Genomic DNA, 17,519 nt, shown 5'->3' with positions numbered 1-17,519 from the left:
CGGTGCCCCATCGTTGGAGCTATGGGCTAGAGCATTAAGTTTACAACGTTATTTCAGGAGCGTTCTACTAGTCATACTCGTCGGGGCAGCGCTTAAAACAAACGTCCCAGTTCCTTACCGGAACTGGAATGTTTGTTACGTGGCCTTTTGCAGCTGCGGGATGCAAGGGGAGAGGATCTCCACGCCTACGTCGATGATCTTCTCGGCACCCATGAAGTTGAGGTGGATCTTCGCCCGCTTTTTGTGACGGTCTATTTTGGTGATGATGCCTTCCATGCCCTGCAGCGGGCCGGAGGTTACGGAGACACGTGAATTTTCTATGTAAATACCCGAATAGCCAACGATCTCTCCGTCTCCGATCAACTGCAAGATCAGCGACATCTCGCGTTCGTCAATTTTGGAGTAATAGGTTCCTTGATCTTTGGAGTAGAGCGTGCCTGGACTGAGCAGCTTGTAGCACTTGGGGACTTTTTTCAAGGTGTGAAAAACTTCATCGGTCATGCGGGTCTTGATCAACACGTAGCCGGGGAACATCTTCTTCAGCACGTGCTTGACAGCGCCTGCCTTCTTCTCGGGGACTCTGCGTTTCGGTACGACAGAGCGGAGGGAAGTTTCATCAAAGAACAGGCTTAGGAACTTTTGCACGACCTCTTCTTGACCGGATTCAACGAATAGTGCGTACCAATTCAAACTAGCCATCCCCTAACTTGTGTGTGTGATTACAAATAATCAAGAAAAAATAGTATATTTTACAACATTATATCACATGTTACCAAGATATGGTGATTTAATAAATAGGTCTCTAGTAAGTAATCCTTGACGAACAAAGTTGAATGAGAGTAGTATTAAGCTGTATTAGTGAGATGGGTTATTTTGTTTTATTTGTGAATTAATGGATCGAATGTTTGGTTTAATCTTAGAAAATCCCTAAGCCAATTTAATCGATGTTTCGGCGCGTTGAAGGAACTTAGGGTATCATATTGAATCGCATTGAGAGGAAGGGGCATGGGAGAAGTGTGTCCTCCGGAGAGCTTCGTGCAGGGACTTGACGTGCGAGGGGGAGAGGAGCCGTACTGCGCTTGGTTGAGTGTTTGCTGTGCGCAATCGGCGGCGGAGTATCAGGCCACGATCCCGTTTCTGCATCCGAACGAGCTGGCGTTTTATGAAGGGCTGCAGTTTGAGCGGCGGATCACCAGCTATCTGGCTGGACGCTATGCGGCCAAGCGAGCGGTGGCGGCCTCTGTGCAGGAAGAACGTCTGGATCGGATCTGGATTGATCGGGGGATTCTTCACCAGCCGCTGATCGTACACCCTGCCGCCCTCAATCTGCAGGTGAGCATCTCCCATTGCGACGAGCTGGGGGCGGCGCTCGTGTTTCCGGAAGCGCTGCCGATGGGATTGGATGTCGAGCAGATCCGTCCGGCCCTGCAAGCCGTGATGGCGGCTCAGATGACGGAGCGGGAACGCGAGCGGATCGGTGTGCAGCCGGGGTCTGAGGCGCTCTTGATGACGCTGTACTGGTCGGCCAAGGAAGCCTTGTCCAAAGTCTTGAAAACGGGCCTTGCGGTGCCGTTCGAGTTTTTGGAGATCACAGGGCTCGAACAGCAGGGAACGGCTTGGGTGGCGGCTTACTCTCATTTTCCGCAGTTCCGAGTTGCGGGCTGGGTCGTGGGGGGGCGCGTCTTTGCGATTGCCTATCCCAAGGACTGCCGTTTGAACTTGGAGGCCGTGCGGGAGCTGTTGGGCAAGGTGGAAGAAGTTATTTAAAATAGCCAAAGCAAGCACAAACAAGTAGAGGAGATCGTTCCTCTATTTTTTTGTGCTTGCTTTTTAGGATTTGAAGAGAGGAAGGGAAGGATGAAGCGGAGCTATGAGTTGCACCCGTTGAAGGTTGAGTTTTTGTTTATGAAAAATTATGCGTACCTACTCGTGGACAAAGCCACCCGGCAGGCGGCTGTGGTGGACCCGGCTTGGGACTTGGAATTGATCGTCGGGATGCTTCGCTCATTGAAGGCGGAGTTGGCTTGCATCCTGCTGACACATTCGCATCACGATCATGTCAACAAGGTGGAGCCGCTGTTGGAGCTCTACCCGGCGGCGCGGGCGTACATGTCGGTCAGGGAGATCGCTGCCTACGGGTTCACATGTCGGAATCTGCATCCGTTTGAGGAAGGGGAGACGATCTGGCTGGGAGAGACGCCGATCACTTGCATGCTGACGCCAGGGCACACGGCCGGCGGGGCTTGTTTTCGGCTCACAGACGATCTGATCACGGGGGATACGGTGTTTATTGAAGGCTGCGGCGTCTGCGATGGGGCCGGAGGTTCCCCTGAGCAGATGCATGACAGTTTTCAGAGGATTCGCATGTCCACTCCCCCTCATGTGCGGGTGTATCCGGGTCATTCTTATGGCAAGGAGCCGGGCATGACGTTTCGGGATGTGCTGGAGCACAACATCTATTTTCAGATTGAGCACAGAGAGCATTTTGTCCGGTTTCGGATGCGCAAGCATCAGGGGCAATTGTTCAATTTTAAATAAATCAAGGCAGACGAGTCGCGTTCAGGAGGGTCATGGATGGGCAAGCCGGTCGTGTTTCTTTTCTCCGGGCAGGGTTCTCAGTTTTACCAGATGGGTCGAGGGCTCTATGAGGAGGTTTCTGAGTTTCGCAAGTGGATGAACAAGTTGGACGAGATGGTGACGCCGCTCGTCGGGGAGTCGGTGCTGGCGCGTCTGTATGCGGAGGACAAACGCCGAGACGAGCCGTTTGAACGGACGCTGCTGACCCACCCCGCGCTCTTCATGGTGGAATATGCGCTGGCGCTGGCGCTGATGGCCCGCGGGGTCAAGCCAGATGCGGTCCTTGGCAGCAGCATGGGCGAGTTCGCAGCGGCGGCTGTGGCAGGTGTGCTCGAAGTGGGGGTCGCGTTGGAGCTGGTGGTGGAGCAGGCCAAGGCGTTTGAGGCTACCTGTCTTCCCGGCGGGATGATCGGGATTTTGCAGGAGCCGAGCCTCTATGACAGGATGCCGCTCTTGCGTCAGAACACGGAGATAGCGTCGATCAATTCGGACGCGCATTTTGTGGTGGCCGGCCCGGCGGCGATGCTGCCGAGCATCGGAGAGGCGCTGCGGGAGAAAGGCATCGCTTATCAGATTCTGCCGGTCTCCTTTGCGTACCATTCCTCATGGATTGATCCGGCTGCCGCTTCCTATGTGGCGCGGCTGCGCGGGCTTTCGTATCGCCAGCCTCGGGTGCGATTTTATTCCGGGGTGACCGGGCGGCGGGAGACAGCGCTGAGGAGCGAGTATTTCTGGGAGGTGGCGCGACAGCCGATTCGCTTTGCCGAAGCGGTGCAGGCGCTGGAGCAGGGAGACGATTGCCTGTACGTGGACTTGGGTCCTTCGGGAACGCTGTCCAATCTGGCCAAGCGGAATTTTAAACAGGATTCGCTCTCGCAAAGCTATGCGGTCCTTACGCCGTATCAGCAGGATCTCAAGAACTTCAACAAGGTTTGCGAGCAACTGGAGCAATTCATTTCATCGCCCATCAAAAAGGGAGGACAACCTATGAAAGCATACGTGTTTCCTGGACAAGGTTCTCAGCACAAAGGCATGGGAGGTACGCTGTTTGACGAGTTTGCAGATCTGATGGCACAAGCGGATGAGATCTTGGGCTATTCGATCAAAAGGCTGTGCTTGGAGGACCCGGATAATCAGCTGGGCCAAACGCAGTATACGCAGCCGGCTCTGTATGTGGTCAACGCATTGAGTTTTCTCAAGAAGGTGCAGGAGAAGGGATGCAAGCCGGATTATGTGGCCGGGCACAGCTTGGGTGAGTACAATGCGCTGTTTGCGGCAGGGGCGTTTGATTTTGCTACCGGTCTGCGGATGGTCAAGAAGCGGGGCGAGCTGATGAGCCTGGCGAGCGGCGGAGGCATGGCGGCGGTGATCGGGTTTACGGTGGAGCAGATCGACCGAGTGCTGATGGAGAACGGGCTGGACGGGATCGACATCGCCAACCACAATTCGCCGGACCAGATCGTCATCGCGGGCTTGAAGACGGACATCCTGCGCGCGCAGCCGTTTTTTGAGGAAGCGGGCGTGCGCATGTACATTCCGCTCAATGTGAGCGGGGCTTTCCATTCCCGGTATATGGCGGAGAGCAAGCGGAGTTTTGAAGCGTATCTGGAATCGTTTGAATTTTCAAAACTGGAGATTCCGGTCATCTCGAACATTTATGCGCGTCCGTACAAGCAACGGCAGGTGAAGGATAATTTGGCGCAGCAGATCGTGTCTCCGGTCAAATGGACGGACAGCGTGCGCTATCTGATGGGCCTTGGCGAGATCGAGATCGAAGAGGTCGGGCCGGGCAATGTCCTGACCAAGCTCGTCACCACGATCCGCCGCAAGACGGAACCGCTCGTGATCGAGCCCGAAGCGGATGACGTGGAGGAGGCGGAAGAGCCGGTGCTGGTGGCTGTGGCGGCGTCTGTGGCTGTGCCTGAGGTGACGAAAGCGTCGGTCGCGGAGGTGGCAGTCGCTGTTGAGGCGCCTGCTGTGGCGTCTGCTCCGGCTCCGGTGGAGGTCGTGCCGGTGAGGGAAGCTGTGAGCGAGCCGGTCGTGCGTGTGTCGATAAGGGCGAGCACGGCGGAATCGCTGGGCGATGAGGAGTTCAAGAAGGATTATAACTTGAAGTACGCCTATGTCACGGGCTCGATGTATCGCGGCGTGGCTTCTGAGCGCCTGGTCATTCAGGTCGGCAAGGCGGGCATGCTGGGTTTTTGCGGGACCGGCGGCATGAAGCTGGAGCAGATCGAACAGGCGATTCGCACGATTCAGCAGGCGTTGACGCGCGGTGAGGCGTATGGCATGAACCTGCTGCATAACCAAGGCAACCCAGCGATGGAGGAGATGACGGTCGATCTCTTCCTGCGCACCGGCGTGCGGAACGTGGAGGCAAGCGCCTACATGGCGGTGAACTCCGCATTGGTCCGCTACCGGGCGAAAGGGCTGAAACGCTCGGCAGAAGGCGGCGTGATCGTCGAAAACCGCATCCTCGCCAAAGTCTCGCGCCCGGAAGTTGCCGAGGCGTTTCTGAGCCTGGCGCCGGAGCGCATCGTCGACAAGCTGTTGCTGGAACAGCGAATCACGCGCGAGGAAGCAGATCTGCTCCGCGAAGTTCCGATGGCGGATGACATCACCGTCGAGGCCGATTCCGGCGGACATACCGATCAGGGGGTCTCTTCCGTGCTGCTTCCGTCGATCGTTCGTCTGCGCGATGAGATGATGGCCAAATACGAATACAAGAAGAAGATTCGCATCGGAGCGGCCGGCGGCATCGGAACCCCGGAAGCGGCGGTGGCGGCGCTCGTGCTCGGGGCGGATTATCTCGTGACCGGCTCGATCAACCAATGCACGGTGGAAGCGCAGACGTCCGAGTCGGTGAAGGATCTGCTGCAGGAGATGAACGTGCAGGACACGGCCTATGCGCCGGCGGGCGACATGTTTGAGATCGGCGCTCGCGTGCAGGTTTTGAAAAAAGGCGTCTTTTTCCCGGCCCGTGCGAACAAGCTGTACGAACTCTACCGCCAGTTCAATTCGCTGGAGGAGATCGATGAGAAGACCCGCCGCCTTTTGCAAGAGCGTTACTTCAAGCGCAGTTTCGACGAGGTCTACCGCGAAGTGCAAGCCTATGTGGCCCCGCAGGAGATCGAGAAGGCGGAGCGCAATCCCAAGCACAAGATGGCGCTGATCTTCAAATGGTATTTTGGCTATTCGTCGCGCATGGCGCTCAGCGGGGACGCCGAGCACACGGTGGATTATCAGGTGCATTGCGGCCCGGCCTTGGGGGCGTTCAACCGCTGGGTGAAAGGCACGCCGCTGGAAAGCTGGAGAGCGCGCCATGTCGATGTGATCGGCGAAAAACTGATGCGCGAAACGGCAGATCTGCTGAACCGGCGCATCTCTGAACTGGTCGGATTGTAAGCAAAAAGGAGCGGATCTGGATGACTCAAACGCCAAAGCGAGAAGTTGCCATCGTCGGAATCGCCGGTCGTTTTCCGGGGGCGAAGAACACGCAGGAATTCTGGAACAACCTCCATGCAGGCCTCAACAGCATTTCTGTCATTCCGCAAGACCGCTGGAAGTGGGAGGATGTGTACGGCGACCCGCAAAAGGAAGAAAACAAGACGAACAGCAAGTGGGGCGGATTCATTGAGGAGGTCGATCGCTTCGACCCGCTGTTTTTTGGCATCTCGCCCAAAGAGGCGAATTTTATCGACCCGCAGCACCGCCTATTCCTAGAAACGGTCTGGCAGGTGATTGAAAACGCTGGCTACAGCCCGAAGAGTCTGTCGGGCCGGAAGATCGGCGTCTATGCGGGCGTCTCGAAAAACGACTATGCCGAGCTGATGGGGGAGAACATCAGCGCCTTTGTTTCCACAGGAACGGTACACTCGATCCTCGCGAACCGCGTGTCGTATTTTTTCAACTTCAGAGGGCCGAGCGAGGCTGTGGACACCGCGTGCTCCAGTTCTCTGGTCGCCCTGCACAACGCGGTGCGCGATATTCGGGAAGGGGAATGCGAGGCGGCGATCGTCGGGGGCGTCAATGCGCTGCTCAGCCCGCGGATGTACATCTCCCATGCCAAGTCCGGTATGCTGTCGGTGGACGGGCAATGCAAAACGTTTGATGCGTCTGCGAACGGCTATGTGCGCGGTGAGGGCGTGGCGGCCCTGTTCCTCAAGCCGCTGGACAAGGCGGTGGAAGACCGTGACAACATTCTGGGCGTGATCAAGGCGACGGCGATCAATCACGGTGGGCGCTCGAATTTCCTGACGGCCCCCAACGTGACCGCTCAGTCTGAGGTGGTCTACACCGCGCTGCAGCGCTCCGAAGCGGACCCGCGCAACATCTCCTACATCGAAGCGCACGGCACTGGCACGCCGCTGGGCGACCCGATCGAGATCAATGCGCTGAAGAAAGCATACGGGCAGTATTATGAAGAGCGGGGCCTGCAGCCGCGCGAGAACGCTTGCTTGCTCGGCTCGGTCAAGACGAACATCGGCCACTTGGAGAGCGCGGCCGGGATGGCTTCGATCATCAAGGTGCTGCTGGCGATGAAGCATGGCGTGCTGCCGGAGCTGCTCAATTTTACAGAGATCAATCCGTACATCTCGTTTGAGGAATCGCCGTTTGGCCTCGTCACGGCCCCGACCGCGTGGAAGAAGCGGCGCATCGAAGGCAAGCTGCTGCCGAGACAGGCGGGGGTCAGCGGGTTTGGCATGGGCGGTGTCAATGCGCATGTGATCTTGGAAGAGCCGCCGCGCAGCAGCAGACCTCGCGCCAAGAGCGCGTCGCAGAAGCGGTTGGTGCTTTTGTCTGCGAAAATAGGGAAGTTGCGGGCATCGGCTGAGCGACTGCTCACATTTTTGCAAAGCGAAGCCGGGCAGTCTGTGCACGTGGACGATCTCGCGTTCACGCTGATGTTCGGGCGCGAGGAGTTCGAGGAGCGTCTGGCGATGGTCGCTTCGTCGGTGGAGCAGGTGGTGGAGGAGCTGGAGCGGTATGTGAGCGAGCAGGCCTCGCTGTCGCTGTTCCAAGGCATCGCGGTGACGAAGCCTGACGCGCCTGTGCAGGTCGCTGCGTCGACGGACGATCTGTTCCTGCTCGCCGAGGCTTGGGTGAAGGGCGAGGGGATCGAATGGGAGCAGGCGAGCTTCCACGGTTCTCGCATCGAGGCGCCGGGGTATCCGTTTGAGCGGCTGCGCTGCTGGTTTGAGCCGAAGACTGTGAGGGCGGATGCGAATGCGGCTTCCGGCGACAAGCAGATCCTGCTCCCTGCTACGGAGCGGATGGTGCAAGACCATCTCGTTCAACGGCAGAAAGTGCTGCCGGGCGTGGGCTACCTGGACCTGATCGTCGGAGAGCTGAAGGAAGAGTGGACAGCCGGTGTGACGTTCCAAGATGTGTACTGGCTGAAGCCGCTGGCCGTTCTCGACGAGCCGCGCACCCTCCTCCTGAACGTGAAGGAGGAAGGAAGCGACCGGGCTGTGCGCATCCGTTCGGGTGCGGACCTGCACTGCCAAGGCCGCCTGCTCAAGCGGGTGGCGCGGACGGAAGAGCGCATCGAGGTGGAGCAGATTCGCAAGCGCTGCGAGACGAAGGAATCGAAGGCGGAGCTGTATGGTCTCTTTTCCGAAAACGGTCTGGTGTACGGGCCTTCGTTCCAGGTGATCGAGTCGCTGTACGGCTCGGCTGACGAGGCGATTGCGGAGGTGGACGTCCGGAATCACGGGCGCATTGCAGCCGGCATTCTGGACGGGGCGCTGCAGACGGCGGTGTGCTTGAGCGTGCGAAACGGCACGGCGAGCGAAGCGCAGTATGTGCCGTATTATGCGGAGAGCTTCACGGTTGCGGGAAGCTTGGAAGCGGTGCGCTATTACTATGTTAAGCAGCGTCAGGCGCAGCAGAGCGGTTCGATCCAGTTCGACCTGTATCTTTGCGACGGCGAAGGCCGCGTGCTGGCTTCGGTGAAAAATTTTACGAAGCGGGCGTTGGTGAGCAAAGAAGAAGCAGGGAACGAAGAAACGAGAAAAGAAGCGCCGAGCAAACAGGGGCTGCTTTATTACACCTCGAAGTGGCGGGAGGAAGCCTGTGGTCCGGAAGCGGAGGCGAAGGGCTTGCTCCTCCTCAACGGTTCGGAGTCGCTGGCCGATTGGATGCGCGGCGAACTGGGCGAGGAGGCGCCGTTTCGACGCTTGACGATCACCGAGCAGGACCCGGATCGCTATCTGGAAGCGCTGCAGGAGGTCAAGGCGAGCGGGTTTGCCATGCGGCAGATTCTCGTGCCGGCCGTCCGTCCGGGGGTAGAAGACCTGCGGGGGCTGCACGTGCTGGCAGCAGCTCTGATTAAGAGCCGATTTAAAGAGCCGATCAAGCTCCTCTACGCCGGTGAGGGCATGTTGTCCGAGGCGCTGCCCGCCCTGTATGCGGCCGGCGGGCTGGCTCGCACGCTGAAGTATGAGTACCCGCGTCTTCATCTGGAGGTGGCGGCGTTCACGGATCGCTTTGAAAACTGCGGCCGGGCGCTGCTGGAGGAGCTGTTTGCGAGTGCTCCGTCCCCGCTGCATGAAGTGAGATATGCGGGCGGGACAAGGCAGCTGCGCGAGATGGTGACCGTGGCGGGCGGCTTGCAGAAGCAGGCTTATGCGCTGCGCCAAGGCGGGGTGTATCTGATCGCAGGCGGCACAGGCGGCCTGGGGCAGATTTTCTCCGACTATCTGGCCAAGGCATATCAGGCGAAGGTCGTGCTGCTTGGGCGAAGAGAGCAGGATGAGGGAATCGCGGCACAGCTTGACAGGCTGGCAAGTCTGGGCGGTTCCGGCCTGTACATTCGGGCGGACCTCGGCGATGCCGGACAAGTGCGTGCGGCGGTGGAGCAAGCGCGTGCGACCTATGGCAGCATCCACGGCGTTTTGCAGGGAAGCGGGTTGATTGAAGACAGCTTCATCCTGCGCAAAACAACCGAGTCTTTTGAAAAAGTCCTGCAGCCCAAACTTGCGGGGACGCTCCATCTGGACGACGCGACGGCCGGCGACGAACTGGACTTTTTTGTCATGTTCTCGTCCATTGCAGCGCTGATGCCCAATCAAGGGCAGTGCGATTATGCTTCGGGCAACAGCTTCATGGATGCGTATGCGGCGCACCGGCAGCAGCTCGTCGCCGAGGGCAGGCGCAGCGGCCTGTCGCTGGCGATCAACTGGCCGCTCTGGGCGAACGGCGGGATGACCGTGGAGCCGGAGGAGAAGGAGCACCTCTGGAAGGTGTTCGGGATGCAGCCGCTGGAAACGCCGCAGGGCTTGGTTCTGCTCCGGGAAGCGCTGCATCTGGCAAGTCAGGAAGGTTTCGCCCACATCGTAGGGATCGAGGGTGACCGGATGAAAATCAACCAGCACTTTGGCATCCGCAAGCAGGCGGAGACTGTGCGAGAACTGGATGTGCCGACGATGATCCGTCGGGATCTCTACAGCATCCTCGCACAAGCGCTGCACCTGGCTCCGGCGGAGATCGGCGCCAGCCAGCCGCTGCAGCAGCTCGGGGTGGCGTCGCTGTCGCTGCTGCAGATCGCGAACCTGATCTCGCAGGTTTTTGGCGTCGATTTCACACCGCCGTTGCTGTTTGAGCATGGAACCTCGCAACAGATTCTGGACTATTTGCTGCAAGACAAGCAGCGCGCGGTCATCGAGGCGCACTATGCCAAGCTGGGGGCTCTGGCTCCGCTGTATCGCAGCTCGGGGCTAATCGATCTGAACAAGGTCGATGGCGAGCAGGGGCTGTACCAGCGACGTTATGACAACACGGAGTTCTATCAGGTCGATCATGTGGTAGACAACAAATACAACGTGCCAGGCGCGTGCTATGCAGAGATGGCCAGGCAGGCCGGCGCACTCGCTCTTCCGGGCCAGCGGGTGAGCAAGCTGCTCAACTGCTACTGGGCGAAGCAGCTGTCTTCGAGCGGAGAGCCGTTTGATGTGTTCATTCAACTGCTGCCAAAAGGGGAGCGCACCGACTACGAGATCTACAGCATGGAAGGGGCCGAGCGCGTCGTGCATGCGACCGGGGCGTTGGAATATGCTCCGTGGCAGCTGGCGCAGAGCGAGGTGGAAACGCTTGATCTCGCGGCGATTCGAGAGCGATGCACGGCGAGCTGGACGCGGGAACAGGTCTATCAGCAGATTCATGCGGAGGGCTTGATCGTCGGGGAGAGCTTCATGCCGATGCAGGAGATGGTGCTGAGCGAGCAGGAAGCGCTGGCGACCCTGGAACTGCCGGAGATGATCGCAGACACGTATGAGGAGTACCTGCTGCACCCGACGATGCTGACGGGCGTGTTCCAGACGGCGCTGATCAACAACCGCTTTCACGGCGATGACGAGCGTGATTTTATCCCGATTGCGATCGAAAGCTTGGAGATGCGGGGGATCGTGCCGCGCAGATGCCGCGTCTACAGCGAAGTCAGCCCGAAGACGAAAAACAACCCGGACATCAAGAAGTTTAACCTGACCGTTTGCGACGAGGAGGGGCGCGTGGTGGCGCGGCTCGTCAATTTCTCAATCAAGGCGACGAATGTTGAAAAATCGGCCTTGGTGCAGGCGGCGGCCCCGGTGTCGACGGCCCAAACGCAGGCGGTTCGCGACCGTGGAGCGGCGTTGCTGAGAGCTCGCGCGCAGGAATTCGTGCGGGGTCTGCTGTCTGAGGCGATCGGGCTGGAGCCGTCAATGATCCGGCCGGAGGAAGCGTTCGAAGCGTATGGCATCAACTCGGTAATGATCCTGGAGCTGAACAAGCTGTTCGAGGAGGCGTTCGGGTCCGGGCTGTCCAAGACTCTGTTCTTTGAATACCGCAACTTGGACGATCTGATGGGTTATTTCCTGGAGGAGTATGAAGCGACGCTGCGTTCGCTGCTGCAATTGCCGGAAACGGTTGAAGTGGATGAGGTGGCAGAGGCGGCGGTTGAATCGACAGTAGCGGCTGTGGCGAGTGCTCAAGAGACCGCGCGTTCCGCAGATGTGGTCGAGACGGTTGCGATGACGCCGCACGCTCCGGCTGTGCGGGATATCGCGATCATCGGCCTTGCCGGGCGCTATCCGCAGGCCGGATCGCTGGCGGAATTCTGGGCGAACCTCCAAGCGGGCAAGGACTGCATCGAAGAGATCCGACCGGATCGATTTGATTATGTGCGCTACTATGATCCGGACAAGCAAAACGACAAGCTGTACAGCAAATGGGGTAGTTTCATCGAGGATGTGGACAAGTTCGACCCGATGTTCTTCAACATCCCGCCGCGTGAAGCCGAGCTGATGGACCCACAGGAGCGTTTGTTCCTTGAGGTGGTCTGGCATGCGCTCGAAGATGCCGGCTATACGAGACAGAGCCTCCGAGATCAGTCGGTCGGCGTGTTCGTCGGGGCGCTGTGGCAGCCGTATCAAGAGCTTGGTGTGCTCGCACAGGCGCAGGGCCATGTGCTTAGCCCAAGCACGCTGCTCTACAGCATCGCCAACCGCGTTTCGTATTTCTGCAACTTCAACGGGCCGAGCCTGACGGTGGATACCGCGTGCTCTTCGTCCCTGACCGCGCTGCATCTCGCCTGCCAGAGCCTTCTGAACGGAGAGAGCAGCGTCGCCATCGCCGGCGGCGTCAACCTGTCGATCGGCGTGGGAAAATATTTGTTCCTGAGCCAGTACAAGTTCCTGGCGACGGATGGCAGATGCAGAAGCTTTGGCGCGGATGGCGACGGGTATGTGCCGGGCGAAGGCATCGGCGCCGTGCTGCTCAAGCCGCTCGACCAAGCGGTGAAGGACGGCGACCACATCTACGGCGTCATCAAGGCGACCGCTGTCAATCACGGAGGCAAGACCAACGGATATACGGTGCCGAACCCGACGGCGCAGTCGGACATGATTCTGAAAGCGCTGGACCGGGCGAAGATCAACCCGCGCGCGATCAGCTACATCGAGGCGCACGGCACCGGCACGGCGCTGGGCGACCCGATCGAGATCACCGGGCTCTCCCGCGCGTTTGGCAAGTACACGCGAGACAAGCAGTTCTGTGCGATCGGCTCTGTCAAGTCGAACATCGGGCATCTGGAAGCGAGCGCCGGCATCGCCGGCCTGACCAAAGTGCTGCTCCAGCTCAAGCACCGCAGAATCGCTCCGTCCTTGCACGCTCAACAGCTCAACGCAAACATCGACTTCCGGAACAGCCCGTTTGTCGTGCCGCAAGAGCTGATGGAATGGAAGCGCCCTCTGGTGGAGATCGACGGTCAGACAAGGGAGCTCCCGCGCCTCGCGGGCCTCTCGTCGTTCGGGGCCGGCGGTGCGAACGCGCATGTGATCATTGAGGAATACCAAGCGGCAGAGCAGCGGCGCGACCATTTCGGAACGGCTCCGCACGTCATCGTGCTCTCGGCCAAAAACGCAGACCGTCTGCAAGAACAGGCACAGCGCTTGCTGCAGGCTGTCGAGAGCGGTGCATACAGCGACGCGGACATGCCGGCGATCACCTACACCTTGCAGTTGGGCCGCGAGACGATGGAGGAGCGTCTGGCCGTGCTGGCCTCGTCACTCAAGGAACTGAGTGCCAAACTGCAAGATTTCCTGTCCGGCAAACGAGGCATCGACGGCCTGTTCCACGGACATATCAAGCACTACAAGGACACGCTGGCCCTCTTCGCACAGGACGAGGACATGCAGGCGGTGATCGAGGCATGGCAGGCAAAAGGCAAGTTCGGCAAGCTGCTCGACCTGTGGGCTAAAGGGCTGTCGATCGATTGGAGCCGGCAATATGTAAAAGGCAAGCCAGGTCGCATCTCGCTGCCGGGCTATCCGTTTGCCAAGGAGCGCTACTGGCTTCCGATCGCCGGAGCTGTGCAGAGCGGGACGGGCGCAGGACGCGCCGCGATGCCGCATCCGCTGGTGCACGAGAACACGTCCGACCTGACCGAAGTGCGGTTCCGTTCAACGCTGACGGGCCGCGAATTCTTCCTCCGCGATCACGTCGTCTATGGCAACCGGGTACTGCCGGGCGTCGCAGAGCTGGAGCTGGCGCGAGCGGCTGCTCTGCTGGCGACGGGTCTTGAAGCGAACGATCCGGCATCCATGCGTTTGAAAGATGTCGTCTGGCCGCAACCGATCGTCGCAGCAGGCGAATCTATACGTCTGCATGTCGGACTCCATGCGCTGGAGGACGGCGAGATCGCCTATGAGATCAGCGGTGACCTCCAGCAAGGGGAGGAAGCTCCGACGCTGTATAGCTATGGCGAAGTCGAGATCTGCGCGTTCGATCCGGCGCCGCCGCTCGATCTGCACGCCTTGCAGGTGCAGTCGGGACTCGGCGTTCTGACGGCTGAGCCATGCTACGATGCCTTCCGCGCGATGGGGACGGCCTATGGGCCAAGCCTGCAAGGGATCGAGACGCTCTGTTTGGGAGAGAACCACGTGCTGGCCAAGCTCGCCCTGCCGTCAGCAGCTCTTGCTACGGAAGCGGACTATGTGCTGCACCCGACCTTGCTGGAAGCTGCGGTTCAGGCCGTGAACGCTTTTACGCTGAAACAGACCGACCGCAAGCCGACCCGACCGGTCTCCCTGCAGTCGCTGGACATCCTCCGTCCGTGCCCGTCTGCGATGTGGGCGCTGATTCGAAGCGGCGAGACCGGCTATGACCTCGACCTCTGCGACGAAACGGGCGAGGTCTGCGTGCAGATGCGCGGACTGGTGCTGGAGCCGGTCGAAGGCGAGTGGCAAGGAAACAGCACGGCGGCAGAGCGCAAGATGTATTTTCTGAAAAAAGTGTGGGAGCCATGTTCGGCAGCTCCAAGCCGCAGCGTCAACCGGGCGGTGGCGATCCTGACCAGGCCGGAGACGCGCAGTTTGGCCGCCGAGCTGGCGAAGAGACTGCCGCAAAGCCGCCTGTTTGATGTGGCGCAAGAGCCGCAAGCGCTGGATTGGCAGGCTTATGACGGCCTGATCGATCTGGTCGGCTGCGGCCAGGAGCGCAGGGAATCGGCGGAATGGATGAGCTGGCTTCAACTGCTGATCGAACACGGCCACCGCGAGGGGATGATGCTTTTGAGTGTCACCAAGGGGCTCGAAGGGTATCAGAATACGACGGTCAACCTCGCGGGCGCCTCCCGTGCGGCGCTCTATCGCATGCTGCAGAGCGAATATGGCTATGTGCAATCCCGCCATCTCGATCTGGAGCCGATCTCTGATGAGACGAGGCTGGCCGAGCAGATCGCCGCTGAGTTCCTTGTCGAAGATGAGGAGACGGAAGCGTGCTGGCGAAACGGGCTGCGTTATCGCGTGCGGCTCAAGGAATGGGAAAAAGGCGAGCAGCAAGCGCGAACGCCGTTCCCGGAAGATCAAGTGCTCTGGATCACCGGGGGCACGAGGGGTCTGGGGTATCTGTGCGCGCAGCATTTTGTCAAACACTATGGCGTCAAGCGTCTGGTGCTGACCGGACGGGAAACCTTGCCGCTGCGCGAGACGTGGGCGGCGCATCTGCGGGAGCAGACGCCTGTTTCCCGGAAGATTCAGGGCATCCAAGCTCTGGAGCGAGAAGGGGCGCAGGTGATGGTTCTGTCTGTGCCGCTGTCCGATGTTCAGGCGGTCGAAGAGAGCGTGCAGGCGGTTCGCCGCAGCCTCGGCCCGATCGGCGGGGTGCTGCATGCGGCGGGCCTGCTCGATGAAGAGAACTCGGCCTTCATTCGCAAGACGGTCGAAGGCATCGAGCAGGTGCTGGAGCCGAAAGTGGCGGGACTTGACGCGCTGTACCGCAGTCTCCGTACAGAGCCGCTGCAGTTCTTCGTCGCGTTCTCGTCTGTGTCAGCCGCGATCCCGTCGCTCGCGGCGGGGTTGAGCGACTATGCGGTGGCCAATGCCTACATGGATTATTTGGCGGAAGCGAAGCGTCCGGAATGTCCGATCGTCAGCGTGCAATGGCCGAGCTGGAAGGAGGCGGGCATGGGCGAAGTCAAGAGCAGAGTCTACGAGCAGACAGGCCTTCTGACGATGACCAACGCCGAGGGGCTGGAGTTCCTCGATTATGTGCTGGCGAAAAAAATCGGCCCGGTCGTCATGTCCGCCGTGGTCAACCCATCGCTCTGGAATCCGCAAACGCTGCTGCAGCGCAAAAAGCAGACGCCGGCGCTCCCGACATCCCCTGTGGTTCCGGCACAGCGGCCGGTGGCCCCTGCGCGAAAAGCAAGCGTGGCGTCCGGCGACCAAGGGCAGACAACGGAGGCTTGGGTTCGGTCGATTTTTGCAAAAGAGTTGAAACTGGACCCGGCCAAGCTCGAGGTCGATGCGCAGATTGCAGACTATGGGGTCGATTCCATTTTGCAAGCGCAATTGCTGCGTCAGATCGCGCAGGCGTTGCAAGTGAAGCTCGCCCCGTCTCTCCTGCTGGAGTTCCCGACGATCGAATCGCTGGCAAAGCATTTGGAAGCTCTGCATGGGCCAGCCCTCGCCAACGCGACGGGGGCCGCGCAGGTTCAGCAAGAAAAGCCGGCGGCGCCTTCTTATCGTGCGCCAAGTCGTCCAGCCAAGCCGCGTGTCGCGAAGCAAGGACAAGCAACCGTACGCATATCCGCTCCGGCCTCCGGGGCCGCTGATCTGGCCGTCGTCGGCCTGTCTTGCCGACTGCCGGGGGCGGCTTCTCCGGAGCAGTATTGGCAGTTGCTGTCCGAGGGCCGTTCCGCTATTCGCGAGGTGCCGCAGGGTCGCTGGGGGTATTCGAGCGGCTTCTATGCCGGATTGCTCGACGACATCACGCAGTATGACCCGTCGTTCTTCCATCTATCGGAGGAAGACGCCAAAGCGATGGACCCGCAAGCCCTTCTGGTGCTGGAAGAAAGCCTCAAGCTCGTGTGTCACGCCGGCTACACTCAGCAGGAGGTCAAAGGCCGCTCGGTCGGCGTCTACCTCGGGGCGCGCAGCAAGCACTCGCCGAGTACGGCGGATCTGGGCCAGGCGCGCAACCCGATTTTGGCTGTCGGACAGAACTATCTGGCGGCGAACATCTCGCAATATTTTGACTTGCGCGGTCCGTGTGTTGTGGTGGACACCGCTTGCTCCTCTGCTCTGGTGGGGATGAACATGGCGGCGCAGGCGCTTCAGAGCGGGGAGATCGAGTCGGCGATCGTCGGCGGGGTCTCGCTGCTGACCACCGATGAGACGCACCGCATCTTTGAACAGCGCAACATCCTGAACCGAGAAGGGGCGTTCCACCTCTTTGACCGTCGAGCAGACGGCATCGTGGTCGGGGAAGGGTGCGGTATGGTCTTGCTGAAGACAGTGGAGCAGGCTTTGCACGATGGCGATGCGATCTACGCCGTCATCAAAGCGGTCGCTGTCAACAACAACGGACGGACCGCCGGACCTGCCACCCCGAGCCTTGCGGCCCAGAAACAAGTGCTGCAGGCGGCGCTCCGAAAAGGCGGGGTATCGCCTGAAGCGGTTCGCTATATCGAAACAAACGGTTCGGGCACGGAAGTGACCGACCTCTTGGAACTGAAGACGATCCAATCGGTGTATCGGGCTTCCTCGAACCTCCCGCTGGGATTGGGGTCGATGAAACCGAGCATCGGGCATCCGTTGTGCGCGGAAGGGATCGCCGGCTTTATCAAACTCGTCTTGATGCTGCAGCGCCGGCAGATGGTGCCGTTCCTGTCGGGCGAAGAGGCGATGACGCATTATGATCTGCAGGCGTCGCCGTTTGAGATGGCCCGTCAACTCATGCCTTGGACGGACACAACTCGCATCGCGGCGATCAACTGCTTTGCCGACGGCGGCACCAACGCGCACGTGATCCTCGAAGGCTGGGAAGAGTCTGAGGAGCGTTTGAGCGTTCGCAAGCCGATTCCGCTTCCTGTCTTGCAGCGCCGCGATGTGAGCGGGCATGGACAGACCGAACGGGCAGAGCGGGCGATGAATATCTGGAAGCAAATTGGGGTTGAGGTGTAA

Annotated in this window: 4 protein-coding genes and 1 pseudogene; 4 read left to right on the top strand and 1 reads right to left on the bottom strand. The window is 59.8% G+C overall.

The window, feature by feature from the left end; all coding sequences use genetic code 11:
* Positions 1–135 precede the first annotated feature (135 nt).
* On the bottom strand, positions 136–690 hold the full coding sequence (loaP, locus tag AC6ROY_RS23210) for an antiterminator LoaP (RefSeq protein WP_500102949.1): 555 nt from the start codon (positions 688–690) through the stop codon (positions 136–138).
* Positions 691–1,005: 315 nt separating this feature from the next.
* On the opposite strand from loaP, the gene AC6ROY_RS23205 reads away from it, so the two are divergent.
* The 4 genes and pseudogenes from AC6ROY_RS23205 to AC6ROY_RS23190 form a co-directional block, all read left to right on the top strand.
* Positions 1,006–1,767 carry a 4'-phosphopantetheinyl transferase family protein gene (locus tag AC6ROY_RS23205; protein ID WP_500102948.1) on the top strand — a complete coding sequence of 254 codons (762 nt, stop codon included), beginning with the start codon at positions 1,006–1,008 and terminating at the stop codon, positions 1,765–1,767.
* Positions 1,768–1,857: 90 nt separating this feature from the next.
* Positions 1,858–2,538, top strand: a complete 681-nt coding sequence (locus AC6ROY_RS23200) for an MBL fold metallo-hydrolase (RefSeq protein WP_500102947.1) — start codon at positions 1,858–1,860, stop codon at positions 2,536–2,538.
* A gap of 36 nt (positions 2,539–2,574) precedes the next feature.
* Complete coding sequence (gene fabD / locus AC6ROY_RS23195; RefSeq protein WP_500102946.1) at positions 2,575–5,982, top strand: ACP S-malonyltransferase; 3,408 nt, start codon at positions 2,575–2,577, stop codon at positions 5,980–5,982.
* A 50-nt stretch (positions 5,983–6,032) separates the two neighbouring features.
* Positions 6,033–17,519, top strand: a pseudogene (locus AC6ROY_RS23190) (SDR family NAD(P)-dependent oxidoreductase); the annotation flags it as partial.

This window comes from Paenibacillus sp. sg306046 (genome assembly GCF_059821225.1).
Note: the sequence above shows the minus strand (reverse complement) of the source record. Positions and strands in the feature narration are given on the sequence as shown.